This window comes from Streptomyces sp. CA-181903 (assembly GCF_050937075.1).
Lineage (GTDB): Bacteria > Actinomycetota > Actinomycetes > Streptomycetales > Streptomycetaceae > Streptomyces.
Map to the genome: position 1 here is coordinate 3119596 of NZ_JBNJLY010000001.1, position 15673 is coordinate 3135268.

11 protein-coding genes are annotated in these 15673 nt (G+C 74.8%); 1 reads left to right on the forward strand and 10 read right to left on the reverse strand.

Features of this window, described 5'->3' with window-relative positions:
- Nucleotides 1-88: 88 nt before the first annotated feature.
- A complete protein-coding gene (locus ACQEVS_RS13885; RefSeq protein ID WP_433020002.1) occupies nucleotides 89-541 on the forward strand; it encodes a GNAT family N-acetyltransferase in 453 nt (150 codons plus the stop codon).
- Nucleotides 542-671: 130 nt separating this feature from the next.
- Here the strand turns inward: ACQEVS_RS13885 and galK are convergent, their stop codons facing one another.
- The 10 genes from galK to ACQEVS_RS13935 all read right to left on the reverse strand — a co-directional run bounded on the left by galK (nucleotide 672) and on the right by ACQEVS_RS13935 (nucleotide 15573).
- Entirely contained in the window at nucleotides 672-1811 is a 1140-nt protein-coding gene (gene galK / locus ACQEVS_RS13890) for a galactokinase (protein ID WP_433020005.1), read from the reverse strand.
- A complete protein-coding gene (gene galE / locus ACQEVS_RS13895) occupies nucleotides 1808-2779 on the reverse strand; it encodes a UDP-glucose 4-epimerase GalE (RefSeq protein ID WP_433020008.1) in 972 nt (323 codons plus the stop codon). Before galE ends, galK begins: the two co-directional genes overlap by 4 nt.
- Nucleotides 2776-3855 (reverse strand): galactose-1-phosphate uridylyltransferase, encoded by a 1080-nt coding sequence (gene galT / locus ACQEVS_RS13900; RefSeq protein WP_433020011.1) that lies wholly within the window; start codon nucleotides 3853-3855, stop codon nucleotides 2776-2778. Before galT ends, galE begins: the two co-directional genes overlap by 4 nt.
- A gap of 171 nt (nucleotides 3856-4026) precedes the next feature.
- The gene (locus ACQEVS_RS13905) at nucleotides 4027-4755 is read right to left on the reverse strand and encodes a response regulator transcription factor (RefSeq protein ID WP_433020014.1); all 729 of its coding nucleotides are present in this window, start codon (nucleotides 4753-4755) and stop codon (nucleotides 4027-4029) included.
- A gap of 292 nt (nucleotides 4756-5047) precedes the next feature.
- On the reverse strand, nucleotides 5048-7051 hold the full coding sequence (locus tag ACQEVS_RS13910) for a PQQ-binding-like beta-propeller repeat protein (RefSeq protein WP_433020017.1): 2004 nt from the start codon (nucleotides 7049-7051) through the stop codon (nucleotides 5048-5050).
- Between the two features lie 270 nt (nucleotides 7052-7321).
- A complete protein-coding gene (locus ACQEVS_RS13915; RefSeq protein ID WP_433020020.1) occupies nucleotides 7322-9127 on the reverse strand; it encodes an ABC-F family ATP-binding cassette domain-containing protein in 1806 nt (601 codons plus the stop codon).
- Nucleotides 9128-9224: 97 nt separating this feature from the next.
- Nucleotides 9225-11537 (reverse strand): FtsX-like permease family protein, encoded by a 2313-nt coding sequence (locus ACQEVS_RS13920; protein WP_433020023.1) that lies wholly within the window; start codon nucleotides 11535-11537, stop codon nucleotides 9225-9227.
- A 428-nt stretch (nucleotides 11538-11965) separates the two neighbouring features.
- Complete coding sequence (locus ACQEVS_RS13925) at nucleotides 11966-12883, reverse strand: 4-(cytidine 5'-diphospho)-2-C-methyl-D-erythritol kinase (RefSeq protein WP_433020026.1); 918 nt, start codon at nucleotides 12881-12883, stop codon at nucleotides 11966-11968.
- A 210-nt stretch (nucleotides 12884-13093) separates the two neighbouring features.
- Nucleotides 13094-13969 (reverse strand): 16S rRNA (adenine(1518)-N(6)/adenine(1519)-N(6))-dimethyltransferase RsmA, encoded by an 876-nt coding sequence (rsmA, locus tag ACQEVS_RS13930; protein WP_433020029.1) that lies wholly within the window; start codon nucleotides 13967-13969, stop codon nucleotides 13094-13096.
- Nucleotides 13966-15573 (reverse strand): ubiquitin-like domain-containing protein, encoded by a 1608-nt coding sequence (locus tag ACQEVS_RS13935; RefSeq protein ID WP_433020032.1) that lies wholly within the window; start codon nucleotides 15571-15573, stop codon nucleotides 13966-13968. The genes rsmA and ACQEVS_RS13935 overlap by 4 nt, the downstream gene beginning before the upstream one ends.
- Nucleotides 15574-15673 lie beyond the last annotated feature (100 nt).

The following is a 15673-nucleotide window of genomic DNA, read 5'->3' on the forward strand; positions in this document are numbered from 1 at the left end:
ACCGACGCTGTGCTCAGCGTACGGCCGGGGTCCGACAACGGAAGCCGATTCGCAAAACTGCTTGACCCAGATGTTTATCGTGAGCTTTATGTTCAGTATTGAGGTAGTGAACGACGCGGAACGACGCGATGTGGTCGAGCAGCGCCTCACCGAGACCAACTCCGAACGGTCCGCCGTGCTTCGCTCCCTGCGCGGCACCCCCGCCGAGGACAGCGTCCCACTCCAGGTCTACGCGACGGGCGCGGACGGGGAGTTGGCGGGTGGCCTCACCGGATACGTCCAGTACCACTGGCTGCACATCGACCTCCTCTGGGTCGACGCGCGGCACCGCGGCACGGGACTCGGCGGGCGACTCGTGGCCGCTGCCGAGGAGAGCGCCCGCCGGCGGCACGGCTGCGTCGGCAGCCGCGTGCAGACCTGGGACTTCCAGGCCCCGGACTTCTACCGCAAGCAGGGCTACCGGGTGGTGGCCACGGTGGAGGACTACCCCCCGGGCGTCACCGACTACACATTGATCAAGTCCCTTGCCACGGACGGGTGATCGGGCCGCCCCCGCCGGACGCCTCGGCCAGGTGCCTCGTCGGGCGTCCCGACCGGTCGCCTCGGTCAGGCGCCCCCGTCAGACGCCCCCGTCAGACGCCCCCGTCAGACGCCCCGGTCAAGCGTCCCCATCAGGCGTCCCGCCGCGCCCCCTCCCCCGCCGTCACCGCGAAGACGGCCGGCGCCCCGAACCCGGCGGACGCGAAGGCCGCCGTGACGGCCCGGACCACCGCCTCCGCCCGCTCCTCCGCCACCAGCGCGATGGCCGACCCGCCGAAACCCCCGCCGGTCATCCGGGCGCCCAGCGCGCCCGCCGCGCGGGCGGTGTCGACCGCCAGGTCCAGTTCGGGGCAGGAGACGGCGAAGTCGTCGCGGAGCGAGGCGTGCCCGGCGGTGAGCAGCGGCCCGGCCGCCCGGAGGTCCCCGGCCGCCAGCAGCGCGGCCACCCGTGCCACCCGGTCGTTCTCCGTGACGACGTGCCGGACCGCCGGCCGCAGCCCGGCGGGCAACACAGGCAGGGCGTCGGGGAGTTGTGCGGGAGTGACATCCCGCAGGGCGCGTACGCCGAGCGCCCGCGCGCCCGCCTCGCACGCGGCGCGGCGCGCCGCGTAGGCGCCGTCCGCGAGCGCGTGCCGGACTCCGACGTCGACGACGAGCAGCCGCAGTCCGTGCGCGGCGGGGTCGAACGGCAGGTGGCGGACGGTGAGATCGCGGGTGTCGAGGTGGAGCGCGTGCCCGGCGCGGCAGCGGGCGGCGGCGGTCTGGTCCATGATCCCGCAGGGGACGCCGACGAAGGCGTGCTCCGCGTGCCGCGCCAGCCGGGCCAGTTCGGCCGGTTCCGGCGCGAGGCCGTGGACGCCGGCGACGGCCAGCGCCGTCGCGACCTCCAGGGCGGCGGACGAGGAGAGGCCGGCCCCCTGCGGCACGTCGCTCGTCACGTGCAGGTCCACGCCGCCTACGGGCAGGCCGGCCGTACGCAGTGCCCAGACGACGCCCGCCGGGTAGGCCGCCCAGCCCCTGATCCGCCCCGGCACGAGCGCGGCCGGCTCCAGCGTCACCACCCCGCCGTCCGCCCGCGCGGAGTGCAGCCGCAGCAGCCCGTCCGGGCGGGCGGCGGCGGCCACCCGGGTGCGCCGCGACAGGGCCGTCGGCAGCACCAGGCCGTCGTTGTAGTCGGTGTGCTCGCCGATGAGGTTGACGCGGCCGGGCGCCGACCAGACGCCGTCCGGGGCGCGGCCGTAGACCGCCCGGAAGCCCGCCGCGGGGTTCACCGCGGCTCCGCGCGGCGGGCGAACTCCCAGGCGTCCGCGATGATCGCGGCCAGCTCGGGGCGCCGCGGCTTCCAGCCGAGCACCTCGCGGGCGCGCTCGGCCGACGCGACGAGGACGGCCGGGTCGCCGGGACGGCGGGGGCCCGTACGGCACGGGAGGGGTCGGCCGGTGACCTCGCGGGCGGTCTCGACGACCTGGCGGACGGAGAAGCCGTTGCCGTTGCCGAGGTTGCAGATCAGGTGCTCGCCGGGGCGTGCGGCGTCCAGGGCGAGCAGATGCGCCTCGGCCAGGTCGCCGACGTGCAGGTAGTCGCGGACGCAGGTGCCGTCCGGGGTGGGGTAGTCGTCCCCGTGCACGGTGATCTCCGCACGCTCGCCGAGGGCCGCCTGGAGGACGATCGGGATCAGGTGCGTCTCCGGGGCGTGCCGCTCGCCGTACCGGCCGTGCGCGCCCGCCACGTTGAAGTAGCGCAGCGAGACGGCGGCGAGGCCGTGTGCCGCGCACTCCCCGGCGATCATGTGGTCGACGGCGAGCTTGGAGGCGCCGTAGGGGTTGGTGGGAGCGGTGGTGTCGGTTTCGGTCAGCGGGACGGGGTCCCGCGGGTCGCCGTAGGTGGCGGCGGTGGAGGAGAAGACGAGGGTGCGGACGCCCGCCTCCCGCATGGCGTCGAGCAGGTCGAGGCTGCCGCCGACGTTGTTGCGCCAGTACTTCTCGGGGGCGGCGACGGACTCCCCCACCTGCGAGCAGGCGGCGAAGTGCAGGACGGCGTCGTACGAGCCGTCCAGCCAGCGCGCGGCGTCCTGTACACGCCCCTCGATGAAGCGCGCGCCCTGCGGGACCGCGTCGCGGTGGCCGGTGGACAGGTCGTCGAGCACGGTCACCCGGTGCCCGGCGGCCACCAGGTGGGCCGCGACGACGCTGCCGATATAGCCGGCGCCGCCCGTGACCAGGCACGTCCTCGTGTTCATCCGGTTGCCGCCTCTCGCAGTCGCTCCGCCGCGGTCTCCGGCGGCACGTCGTTGACGAACACGTTCATGCCGGACTCGGAACCCGCGAGGAATTTGAGCTTGCCGGGAGCCCGGCGGACGGTGAAGAGCTCGGCGTGGAGCGCGAATTCACTCCTGAGGGGGTGGCGCACGGGTGCCTGGTGCCAGCCGGAGATGTACGGGGTGGGCGGCGCGTCCGGCCCGAACAGGCGGTCGAAGCGGCGCAGCAGCTCCCGGTGGACGCCCGGCAGCTCGGCCCGGGCGTCCGGTCCCAGGGCGGGCAGGTCGGGCACCCGGCGCCGCGGGTACAGGTGCACCTCGTACGGCCAGCGGGCGGCGTACGGTACGAACGCCGTCCAGTGCTCCCCGGCGAGGACGACGCGGCGCCCGTCGGCCTCCTCCCGCGCCACGACGTCGTCGAACAGGTTCCGCCCGCCCGTGCGCTCGCGGTGCGCGGCGAGGGAGGCGAGGGCGCGCTCGGTGCGCGGGGTGACGAAGGGGTACGCGTAGATCTGGCCGTGCGGGTGGGCGAGGGTGACGCCGATCTCCGTGCCGCGGTTCTCGAAGCAGTAGACCTGGGCGGTGCCGGGGCGGGCGGACAGCTCGGCCGTGCGGTCGGTCCAGGCGTCGAGGACGAGCGCGGCCCGCTCGTCGTCCAGCGCGGCGGCGGAGCCGTGGTGGTCGGCGGTGAAGCAGACCACCTCGCAGCGGCCGGCCTCGGGGCCGGCGAGGGCCGGGAAGCGGTTCTCGAAGACCACGACCTCGTAGTCGGCGTCCGGGATCTCGGTGGGCCGGCCGGGCCGGGAGGGGCAGAGCGGGCAGGCGTCGGGCGGCGGGTGGTGTGTGCGGCCCTGGCGGTGGGCGGCGATGACGACGGTGTCGCCGAGCAGCGGGTCGGCGCGCAGCTCGCTGCCGCGGTCCGCGCCGGCGGGGCCGTCCGGTTCCGGGCCGCCCGGCACCGGCCCGCGGCGGTCCGCCGCGTCGCGGACCGTGTCGTCCCGGGCGTCGTAATAGAACAGCTCGCGGCCGTCGGCGAGCCGGGTGGCCGTTCTCTTCATTTCCGCACTCTGCCCGCTCGTACCGTCCGGCACACCGGTCCCGTCGGTGACGGCCGGTCCGGCGGTGCGCCGTGCCACGGACGCGGGTGGGGTTCCCGCCGGTACCACGGTCGCTCCGGCCCCGCGGCCCGCCAGGCCACGGCGAGCGGACGTCCGCCCGTACCGCCGCCCCTACGGTCCTTGGCGGCCCACCGCTCCCCGGGCGACGGCCGGGGCCGGGACGGACGGCGTCCGGCCGCCGGCGGCGCGGTCGAGGAGGCCCGTGCGGGCCGCCAGGGCGGCGGCCTCCAGCCGGGAGCCCACGCCGAGCTTCATCAGCACCCGCTGCACATGCGTCCGGGCGGTGCTGGGCGCTATGCCCATCCCGGCCGCGATCAGCCGGGTGTCCTCGCCCTCGGCCACCCGGACCAGCACCTCGACCTCGCGCGGGGTCAGCAGCTGGAGCAGCCGGGCGCCTTCGTCGTCGGGCTGGGCGGCGGGGTTGAGCAGTTCGGCGAAGGCGCCCTGGAGCAGCTGGGGCTCCACGGCGGCCTCGCCGGCGCGGGCCTTCATCATGGCGCGCTCGACGCCCTCGATGCGCTCGTTGTGCCGTACGTAGCCGGAGGCGCCGGCGGCGAAGGCGGCGGCGATGCCGAGCGGGCTGGGCACCGGGCCGAGCACCACGACGGCGACCTGCGGGCGCTCGCGTTTGATCCGGACCACGGGGTCGAAGGCCCCGGGCTCCGCCGGGGCGGCGGTCCCGAGCAGGCACACCTCGGGTGCCCGGCTCACCACCAGATCGGCCGCTCCCGCGCTCGGCGCCGCCGCGGCCAGCACCCGGTGCCCCCGCAGCTTCAGCGCCGAGGCGAGCGCCTCGGCCAGCAGCCGGTGGTCGTCGACCACCATGAGCCGCACGCCCATGCGCTGCCCCCCTGTCGCCCGCGTACGTCTCTCGTCGCCCTCTGCCCCCGGAAGCTACACGCTTGTTCGACGTTCCGCGCCCCCTACTCGTGAGAAGTCCCCCGGAATGCCGAAATCCCTGTCAATCACGTGTACTTCGCGTCTGAAACGGATCGTTCAGGCATGTACGCGTGATGGACAGGGATACGGCGTGTAGTGCTCGCCGAATGATCAACTCACGCAGCGGAAACGATCGTTCACGTGACCGTCCCGGCGGCCCCCCACACGGTCGTTCAGAGGCGGACCCGGCCGCTCACTCGGCGCCCCAGATCATGGCGACGTACTCCTTGCCGCCCGCGAACTGGCTCGGCTTGTGCAGGTAATTGCGGCCCAGGTAGAGCCGGCCCTGCGCCCAGATCGCCTGCTCGAAGAGGGGCGAGATCTGGCTCTCGGTCTGCTGGGTGGCGACCGGGTTCTTCAGCAGCACCCGGGTGGCGAAGGTCTGCGGGTCGATGCTCACCACGGTGCCGCCGTTGCGCCAGCCCGCCGTCTGGTAGCCGATGACCGCGCCGTCCTTCCCCACGCCCAGCGGCACCAGCGTGGAGCTGACGCGGCCGTCGACCTTGCCCTTCGTCTGCCCGCTGGACAGGTCGAACGCGACGATCTCGTTGACGCGGCCGACCTCGTCGGCCTTGCCGGTCTGGTGGTCGTCGGTGGGCAGGTAGAGCTTGTCCTTGTCGACGGCCAGCTTGTAACAGGACTCGACGCCGCTCGACGAGCAGCGCGGCTGGTACTTGCCGTTCTCCGTGGAGATCTTGCTGCGCAGCTTGCCGTCGGAACCGCTGTCGTCGATGGCCATGAAGTCCGAGACGCCGGTGCCGCTGTGGTCGCCCACCTTGACGCCGATGACCAGCGGGTCGGTCGACACCACGTGCGCGTCGTCGACGCCGTTCGGCAGGTTGAAGGTGGACTTGGTTTTGCCGGACGCCGGGTCGAGCGTCTGGATCTTCATCTGCGGGCGCTCGTAGTCGCCGCAGCGCCGGACCGCGACGAGCTTGGTGCCGCCGCCGTAGCCGTCGTCCTTGCAGAGGTCCTCCGGCTTGGGCTTCCACAGCTCCTTGCCGTCCATCGTCCAGGCGGCGCCGCCCTGGAGGCTGCCCGCCGCGACGGTCCCGCCGCCGATGGTGACGTCTTGGAACTGGACCGTTCGGTCACCGATCTTGACCGACTTCTGCCACAGTTTCTTCCCGTTGTTCAGGTCCAGGGCCACGACCTGATTGCACGGGCCGCCGTAGGGCTTGTTGGAGGACGGCGGCTCCTCCTCGACGACCACGGCCGTCCTGCCGTCCTCGGTGACGTGCTTCGGCGCCTGGCAGATGTCGCCGGGCAGCGGGATCTCCCACTGCTTGCCGCCGGACAGGCCGTAGCCGACGACCTTGTCGAGGTCGCTCTTGGCGAAGACCTTGTCGGTGACCCACATGCCGGCCGCCGAGCGGCTGTCGTCGACCACCGGCTGGTCGGCGCCGAAGAGGAGCTTGCCGTCCTTCGGCTTCCCGTCCTCGGACCCGCCCTTGCCGCCGGTCCCCTTGCCCTGCTCCTGCTTCCCGCCCTTGTCGGCGGAGTTGGTGGGCTTGTCGTCCTTACTGTCACCGCCCGTGGTGGCGTACCAGACACCGCCGCCGACGGCGAGCACCAGCGCGGTCACCGCGCTGACAATGACCGTCATCCGCTTCTTGGAGCCACCGCCGGACGGCGCGGGCGGCGGCGGGTAGCCGCCGCCCCCGTACTGCGGGAACGGCTGGACGGGCGTGGGGGCGCCGGGGCCGGCCGGGCCCGGGTAGCCGTAACCGCCCGCCGGGAAGGGCGGGGTGTACGGCGCCCCCGGCGGAGGCGGCGGCTGGGGAGCGCCCGGCGGCGGAGCGAGCGGCGCGCCGGGGGGCGCGGGCGGGGCCTGGGGGGTACCCGGCGGCGGTGGGGGCGCCTGCGGGTAGCCGTACGCGGGCTGACCCGCGGGCGGCGCGGCCGGCGGCTGGTCCTGCGGCCGCGGCGGCATGGCCGGCGGGGCTCCGAACCCGGGCGCGGTGCCCTGCGGCGCGCCGAAGCCCGGCGCCGCGGGCGGTGCCGCGGGCGCCGGTCCGCCGGGCGCGAAGACCGTGGGCGTGGGACCGGGGCGGTCCTGGGGCGCCGCGGCCGACGAGTCGGGGCCCTGGGGTGCCGCGGCCGTCGGGGTGGGGTCCTGGGGCGCGCCGAAGCCTCCGGCCGGCTGCTCCGGGGGCACCCCCTGCGGTGGCTGAGGCGGCTTGGGCGGCTGTGACATCGGCTTTCCTCTTTAGGCGCGGGAAGCCGCGGCCCGACCGGCCTCCCCCGCGATCCCGGTGGCGGGCGGCCATCGGGAAGGAGCGCATCGGGTGCGGATCCCGCCAGTGAGCGGCAGGCGAGCGGGGGTTCTTTGTATCACTCTGCGCCGCCGGGGCAGGGAGAGCCGTCTGAGGTGCCGAGCCACCGATACCGGGCTGTGACGAGACCGTTGCGGCTTCGATGGAGGGCGCGCGCCGCCTCGCGCACGCCATACCATCCGCCCCACCCGTCACACGGCGTCGGCCAGTTCCAGCCAGCGCGACTCCAGCTCATCGCGCTCCGCGGCGAGTTCGCGGAGTTCGGCGTCGAGCTTGGCCACCGCCTCGAAGTCGGTGGCCTGTTCGGCGATGCGCTCGTGCAGCTTCGCCTCCAGCTCGCTCACCTTGTCGAGCCGGCGCTCGATCTTCTGCAGTTCCTTCTTGGCGGCCCGGGCGTCACCCGCGCTCTTCTGCCTGGCCGGGGCCGCGGCGGCCGCGGGGGCGGCGGGCGCCGCCGCGTCCAGGACGGCCTGCCGCCGCTCCAGGTACTCGTCGAGGCCGCGCGGCAGCATCCGCAGGAAGCGGTCGCCCAGCAGCGCGAACACCCGGTCGGTGGTGCGCTCGACGAAGTACCGGTCGTGGCTGATGACGACCATCGAGCCGGGCCAGCCGTCGAGCAGGTCCTCCAGCTGGGTCAGGGTCTCGATGTCGAGGTCGTTGGTGGGCTCGTCGAGGAAGAGGACGTTGGGCTCGTCCATCAGCAGCCGCAGCAGCTGCAGGCGGCGGCGCTCACCACCGGAGAGGTCACCGACCGGCGTCCACTGCTTCTCCTTGGTGAAGCCGAACTTCTCGCACAGCTGCCCCGCCGTCATCTCCCGGCCCTTGCCGAGGTCGACGCGGTCGCGCACCTGCTGGACGGCCTCCAGCACCCGCAGGGCGGGGGCGAGTTCGGCGACCTCCTGCGACAGGTAGGCGAGCTTGACGGTCTTGCCGACCACGACCTTGCCGGCCGCGGGCTGCTTCTCGCCTTCCGTCCGGGCGGCCTCGGCGAGGGTGCGCAGCAGCGAGGTCTTGCCGGCGCCGTTGACGCCGACGAGGCCGATCCGGTCGCCGGGGCCGAGCTGCCAGGTCAGGTGCTCGATGAGGACCTTGGGGCCGGCCTGGACGGTCACGTCCTCCAGGTCGAAGACGGTCTTGCCCAGCCGGGAGCTCGCGAACTTCATCAGCTCGGCGTTGTCGCGCGGCGGCGGCACGTCCGCGATCAGCTCGTTGGCGGCCTCGATGCGGAAGCGCGGCTTGCTGGTGCGGGCCGGGGCGCCGCGGCGCAGCCAGGCGAGCTCCTTGCGCATCAGGTTCTGCCGCTTGGCCTCCTCGGTGGCGGCGATCCGCTCGCGCTCGGCGCGGGCGAAGACGTAGTCGCTGTAGCCGCCCTCGTACTCGTGGACGGTGCCGCGCTGGACGTCCCACATGCGGGTGCACACCTGGTCGAGGAACCAGCGGTCGTGCGTGACGCAGACGAGCGCAGAGCGACGCGCCCGCAGGTGGCTCGCGAGCCAGGAGATGCCCTCGACGTCCAGGTGGTTGGTGGGCTCGTCGAGGACGATGAGGTCCTGGTCGGCGATCAGCAGCTTGGCGAGCGCGATGCGGCGCCGCTCGCCGCCGGAGAGCGGGCCGATGACCGTGTCCAGGCCCTGCGGGAAGCCGGGCAGGTCGAGGCCGCCGAAGAGGCCGGTGAGAACGTCGCGGATCTTGGCGTTGCCCGCCCACTCGTGGTCGGCGAGGTCGCCGATGACCTCGTGCCGGACGGTGGCCTCGGGGTCGAGGGAGTCGTGCTGGGTGAGGACGCCGAGACGTACGTGACCCGCGTGGGTGACGCGGCCCTTGTCGGCGTCCTCCAGCTTGGCGAGGATGCGGATCAGGGTGGTCTTGCCGTCGCCGTTGCGGCCGACCACGCCGATCCGGTCGCCCTCGCTGACGCCGAGGGAGACGCCGTCGAGCAGCGCACGGGTGCCGTACACCTTGTCGACGGCTTCCAGATTGACCAGGTTGGCTGCCATTCCGCTCCTCGCTCCGCGGTCTCCCCTTCAGGAGCCCTGTGGTCCTCCCTTCAGGATCCCACGCCCGCCGGGCACCCCGGCCGCGGAGTCTCCCCCCTCACGCCTTCGCCGCCTCCACGGGCCGGGCACGCAGCGCGGCCCAGGTGGGGAGGAGCGTCGAGACGAGCGTGACGGTCCCGGCGGCGGCCACCACCGCCAGGTAGATCGAGGCGGGCCCGGACGGCCGCCAGGTGCCGGAGACGGACAGGCTGAACGGGACGAGCGTGGTGGCCGCCGCGAGGGTGCCGAGGATCAGCCCGACCGCGGCGACGTACAGGCTCTCGACGGTCATCATCCGCAGCACCTGGCCCTTGGTGGCCCCCGTGAGCCGCTGGAGGGCGAACTCCCGGCGGCGGGCGCCGACCGCGACGACCGTCGAGTTGACGACGGCGAGGGTGGTGTAGGCCACGAGCATGCCCACGATGAGGTAGTTCACCCACATCTGGGTGCGGGTGTTCTCCGCGCGCTGAGCCGTCACCTCGTTCCGGTCGCTGACCTTGAGCCCGGGGTGCCGGGCCGCCAGCCGGCCCAGCTCGTCGGTGAGCCGCTCGGCGGGGACGCCTGGGGCGGCCTTGACCAGGATCTGCGTCGGCAGTCCGGTGGTGGTGTGCCTGGCGAGCAGCATGGTGCTGGTGAGGGCCGTCTCGAAGCCCTCGCGGGCCGGGAAGAGGGCCACGATCCGGACGTCCGCCGAGGCGCCGTCGCCCATCCGCAGCCCGATGGTGTCGCCGACCCCGCGGTGCATGCGGCGGGCGGCGGCCTCGGGGAGCGCGACGGCGTTCCCCGTGAGGTCGGCCAGCCGGCCGGCGGTCGGCCGGATCGCGAGGACCTGCCCGGCCCCCTCGGCGTCCACGCCCCGGAGGGCCGCGCCGCGCTTGTTCTCCGCGCCGTCGTGCGGGCGTTCGGTGAACGCGGTGCCGGTGACGGACGCGCTCGCGGCGGCGACGCCGGGCAGCCCGCGCACGGTGGCCGCCAGCGCCGGGTCGATGCCGCCGGCCGCCGAGGTGAGCACCGCGTCGGCCCGCAGGTTCCCGGTGAACTCCCGGTCGGTGGCCGCGGCCACGCTGGTCTGGAGGTAGAGCATGCCGGTGGTGATCGCCGTCGCCAGCATCACCGGGGTGGCGACGGCGGCCGTACGGAGGGCGCTCGCCCGGCAGTTGAGGGCGGCCAGCCGGCCGGACGCGCCGGTCAGCAGCCGCACCGGCCAGTGCAGCAGGACGCTCACCAGCTTCACGAACCACGGCCCCAGCAGCGCCAGGCCGATGACGCAGCACATCACCGTCGGCCCGGCCGTGCTCGCCGCCACCGGGCCGCGCAGGACGAGCGCGGTGACCAGCGCGAGGGCGGTGGCCCCGGCCAGGAACAGCAGCCCGAGCCCCAGCCGCACGGGGTGGAACCACCGCTGCGGCGCGGCGGCCTCGCCCAGTGCCTCGACCGGCTTGGCGCGCACGGCCCGCAGGGTGCCGACGAGCGTGCCGACGACGGACGTCAGCAGGAGGGAGCCGTACGCGGGCAGGGCCGGGATCCAGCCCTGGCTGAACTCGACGGTCTCCGCCACCATCCCGGTGTCGGTCATCCGCCCGAACAGCCACCGGCCCAGCGCGGGACCGGCGGGCCACGCGGCGGCCCCCGCGAACACCGCGATCAGCAGCGTCTCGCCGAGGAGCAGCCGGCGGATCTGGCCCGTGGTGGCGCCGACGGCCCGCAGCAGGGCCAGCTCGCGGAACCGCTGCCGGGCGGACAGTCCGACCGTGCCGGCCACGACGAACATCGCCACCGTGATGCCCAGCCCGCCGAACACCCCCGAGATCGCGATCAGGTCCTCGCCGCCCGCGAGCACCTCCGGGTGCTCGACCGCACCCCGGTCGTCACCGGTCAGCAGGGTGACCGGCTGTCCGGCGAGCGCCGCCTTGACGCCCTTGCGGACGGCGCCGGCGTCCGCGCCGGGCTCGGTGACGACCGCGATGTCGGCGACCGTCCCCGGGTGGGCGGACAGCCGCTCGGCGTCCGGCGCCGAGAAGAACAGCGTCCGCCGCGGCACGTCCCGCCCGGCGGCCGGCCGGGCCACGCCGCTCACCCGGTACTCGGCCACGCCGCCGTGCGCCACGACGCGGACGCGGTCGCCCGCCCCGGCCCGGGCACGCCGGGCGAGCGCCGCGTCGAGGACCACCTCGCCGCGGGCGGGCGCGGCGCCCTGCGCGAGGGCATACGGGGTGAGGGCCGCGGACTCCCACGCGTGCGCCTCCGCCGTCCCGCCGCTGTCCGGCAGCGCGACGTCGAACGACCGCTCCCCGACGGCCTTCCGGACCCCCGGCACGGCCTCCACCCTGCCGGTGAGCCCGGCCGGCAGCTCCACGCGCTCCGCGAGCACCCGTTGCTTCTTGTCCCCGGCTGGTGGTGGATCCGGTCACCCGTGACCAGGATCCGCGCCCCCGCGAGGCGCTGCGGCGGAACGTTGTTGCGGATGCCCGTCTCCATCAGGCCGCCGCACGCCATCACGATCGTGGCACCGATGAGGAGGGCCAGGAAGGTGGCGAGGAAGGCGGGGGTTCTGTGGCGGAGGGAGCGGAGGGCGAGCTTGCCGATCATTCCCGCAACGGTAGGTTTCGGGGCGGGCTCGGCCCATGGGAGCAGCGGGTGGGTTGGGGGTGGGGTTTTCCCCAGTCCCTTCCCCAGAGGGGGCACCCCCAACGGGCTGGATATCAGCCCGTCCGGCGTTTGAGGACAGCGCGCACAGCGCGCTTCGGGGGACGCGGGGGCTCGCCCCCGCAAGAAACGGTGAAAGGGCGGGACTGGGGCTCAACCCACCACGGTGGCACCCGCCACCGGCCCCGACGCCACCCGTACCGCCCGGCACGTCCCTGACGCCCGCAACGCGGCAGCCACCCTCTCGGCGTCCTCCGCACCCCCCACAAGAAACGCGGTCGTCGGCCCCGACCCCGACACCATCGCCGCGAGCGCCCCGGCCGCCGCCCCGGCCGAAAGAGTCTCCGCGAGCGACGGCCGCAACGAAACAGCCGCGTCCTGCAGGTCATTGGAGACGGCGGCGGCCAGCGCACCCGCGTCCCCCGACCGCAGAGCGCCAAGCAGCGCGTCGGAAGCCACAGGCTGCCCAGGCCCGGGATCCGTCCCCGCCGACGCCCGCAGCCGGTCGCACTCCGCGTACACGGCCGGCGTCGACAGCCCGCCGTCCGCGACGGCGAAGACCCAGTGGAACGTCCCGCCCGCCTCCAGCGGCGTCAGCCGCTCCCCGCGGCCGACGCCGAGCGCGACCCCGCCGAGCAGGCTGAACGGCACGTCGCTGCCCAACTCCGCGCAAATATCAAGCAGTTCGTCCCGCGAAGCGCCCGTCCCCCACAGCGCGTCGCAGGCGAGCAGCGCGCCCGCACCATCCGCGCTGCCGCCCGCCATCCCCCCGGCGACGGGGATGTCCTTGTCGATGTGCAGGTGGACGCGCGCCTCGCGCCCGTACCGCCCGGCGAGGGCGAGGGCCGCGCGGGCGGCGAGGTTGGAGGTGTCGAGGGGGACCTGGTCGGCGTCGGGGCCGGAGCACGTCACCCTCAGTTCGTCGGCCGGCGTCGCGGTGACGCGGTCGTACAACGAGACGGCCAGGAAGACGTTGGCGAGGTTGTGGAAGCCGTCGGCGCGCGGGCCGGCGACGGCCAGCTGGACGTTGACCTTGGCGGGGACGCGGACGGTGACGGACTGCGCGGTCACGGGGGACGGCTCCTCGGGTCGGGAACGACGATCGGGGGTCGGACGGATCGTACGGCGGACGTGGCACGCGAAGCGGACCCCGCCCGTGGAGTGGGCGCGGAGCACGGGCCGGGCCCCGCCCGTACATCCGACGCGGCCCACCGAGTGGGTCCGGCCCGGCGAGCGGCCCCGGGCGGATGAACGGGCCCCGCCCCGCGTAAGCGGGCCCGCTCAGCCCGCCTTGTGCTCGGCGATGGCCACGAACTCGTCCACCGTCAGCGACTCGCCGCGCGCCTGCGGCGAGACCCCGGCGGCGACCAGCGCGGCCTCCGCGGCGGCCGCGGAGCCCGCCCAGCCGGCGAGCGCGGCGCGCAGCGTCTTGCGGCGCTGCGCGAAGGCCGCGTCGACGACCGCGAAGACTTCCTCCCTGGTCGCCGTGGTGGCGATGGGTTCGGCGCGACGGACGAGGGAGACGAGGCCGGAGTCGACGTTCGGGGCGGGCCAGAAGACGTTGCGGCCGATGGCACCGGCCCGCTTGACCTCGGCGTACCAGGCGGCCTTGACCGACGGGACGCCGTACACCTTGGAGCCGGGCGGGGCGGCGAGCCGGTCGGCGACCTCGGCCTGGACCATGACGAGGGTGCGCTCGATGCTGGGGAACCGCTCCAGCATGTGCAGCAGCACGGGCACGGCGACGTTGTACGGGAGGTTGGCGACCAGCGCGGTGGGCGGCGGGCCGGGCAGTTCGGTGACGCGCATGGCGTCGCTGTGCACGAGTGCGAAGCGGTCGGCGCGGCCGGGGAGCCGGGCGGCGATGGTCGCCGGCAGGGCCGCGGCCAGGACGTCGTCGATCTCGACGGCGGTGACCCGGTCGGCGGCCTCCAGCAGGGCGAGCGTCAGCGACCCCAGGCCGGGGCCGACCTCGACGACCACGTCGTCGGGGCGCACCTCGGCGGTGCGGACGATGCGCCGGACCGTGTTGGCGTCGATCACGAAGTTCTGACCGCGCTGCTTGGTGGGGCGCACCCCGAGGGCGGCGGCCAGTTCGCGGATGTCGGCGGGGCCGAGCAGGGCGCCGGACTCGTCTGTGCTGGGGCTGGAGCTCACCCGTGAAGTTTACGGCCGCACACGGGCCACGGGCTCGCCCCCCGGCGGACGTAGAGCTTCTTGGCGCGCAGGGTCTGTTCCTCGGCGCTGGCCTCCTGCGGGCGGCCGCTGCCGCCGAGGGACTGCCAGGTGCCGACGTCGAACTGGTACAGCCCGCCGTAGGTGCCCGACGGATCCACCGCGTCCGGCCGGCCGCCGGCCTCGCACTGGGCGAGCCCGTGCCAGTTCAGGCCCTCCGCGCCCTGCACGGTGGTGGGCATCTTCTTGGTGCCCACCTTGATGATCTGGGTGCGGGGCTTGCGGACGATCTCGGAGGAGACCTTGCGGGGTCGCTGACGGACGCCGTTGACGGTCCGGAGCGCGTAGGTGATGCGTTCGACGCCCTTCTCGCCGCGCTGGGCGACGACCTCGGTGCCCTTGGCGAGGTGGGGGTCGTCGTGGCGCTCGGTGGTGAAGTCGATCGGCACCTCGCGGACCTCGCGGCCGCCGGTGATGCGCATGATCGAGACGGTCTGGCCGTCGCGCGGGAAGCTGTCGGGGTCGACGGAGGCGGTGTCCTCGCCGTCGAGGGTGATCCCGGCCTGGGCGATGGCTTCGCGGACGGTCGCGGCATTGGTGCGGATGGTGCGGGTGCGGCCGTCGGCCATGAAGGTGAGGGTCCGCTCGGTGCGGACGTCCAGGTTCAGGCCGTGCCGGCCGATGGGCGCGGAGCGGGAGGCGGACAGGTAGGCGCCCTCGGCCCGGACGCCGAGCTGGCGCAGGGCGCCGTCCACGGTCCGGGCGGTGGTCCACACCTGGCGGCGCTCCCCGTCGAGGGTGAGGGTGACCGGGCGGCCGTAGCGGACGATGACCTGATCGCCGGAGGCCAGGCCGTGGTGGCGACCGGGGGCGACGATGTCGTGCTCGCCGACGTCCATGCCCTCGTCGGCCAGCAGTTCCTCGACGTCGTCCGCGAAGGTGTGCAGGGTGCGCGGCCGGCCGTCGACGCTGAGCTGGACGGCCTTGTCGCCGGCGACGAACGCGGAGGTGCCGCCGGCCAGGAAGGCGACCACCAGGGCCTGCGGGAGCAGCCGGCGCAGCGGGTCGCCGCCCTGCCGGGGCGCCGCCCGCGCGGCCCGCTTGCGGCGCCCGGCCCTGCGGGCGCCCGCCCGGCCGGGCGGGGGCGCCTCGCCGTGGAGGTCGTCGGGCGGTTCGCCGTCGGGCTCGTCGTCGAGGGCGCTGAACGGGCCGCTCCGGAAGGTGTCCTCCGGTTCGTCCTCCTCGGAGGGGACGGCGACGGCGGGCGCGTACCCCTCGTACGGGTGACCGTCGTACGGGGCGTGGACGACGCCGGTGAGCACCGCGGCGGAGGGCGGCGGCGCGGCCGTCCCGGGCGGGGCGGAGGTCTGCCGGGGCACGTACGCCTCGTAGCCGGTGTACGCCCCGGCGCCCCCCTGGTCCTGGCCCTGGCCGGGCCGGCTCCCCAGCCCGTGCCCGCCCAGGCCCCCGTGGGGCCCGTACGGGTCGGGCCGGCCGTAGTCGCCGTGGGGCGCGTACGGACCGTACGGCGGCGGCTCGGCCGCGCCGCGGCGCGCGGCGTGGGGGCTGCCCTGCGGATGGCTCACGACACTCCACTGGGTCCGGACTGACGGGACCGGGACTGTAGCGGAGGCGGGGTGACTCTCCCAAGCCCGTCCATCACCCTGTGTCGTCGGAATCCGGGGG

Coding starts and splice junctions, on each gene's coding strand:
- ACQEVS_RS13885 (WP_433020002.1), top strand. CDS start 89: ATGTTCAGTATTGAGGTAGTGAACGACGCGGAACGACGCGATGTGGTC.
- galE (WP_433020008.1), bottom strand. CDS start 2,779: ATGAACACGAGGACGTGCCTGGTCACGGGCGGCGCCGGCTATATCGGC.
- galT (WP_433020011.1), bottom strand. CDS start 3,855: ATGAAGAGAACGGCCACCCGGCTCGCCGACGGCCGCGAGCTGTTCTAT.
- ACQEVS_RS13905 (WP_433020014.1), bottom strand. CDS start 4,755: ATGGGCGTGCGGCTCATGGTGGTCGACGACCACCGGCTGCTGGCCGAG.
- ACQEVS_RS13910 (WP_433020017.1), bottom strand. CDS start 7,051: ATGTCACAGCCGCCCAAGCCGCCTCAGCCACCGCAGGGGGTGCCCCCG.
- ACQEVS_RS13915 (WP_433020020.1), bottom strand. CDS start 9,127: ATGGCAGCCAACCTGGTCAATCTGGAAGCCGTCGACAAGGTGTACGGC.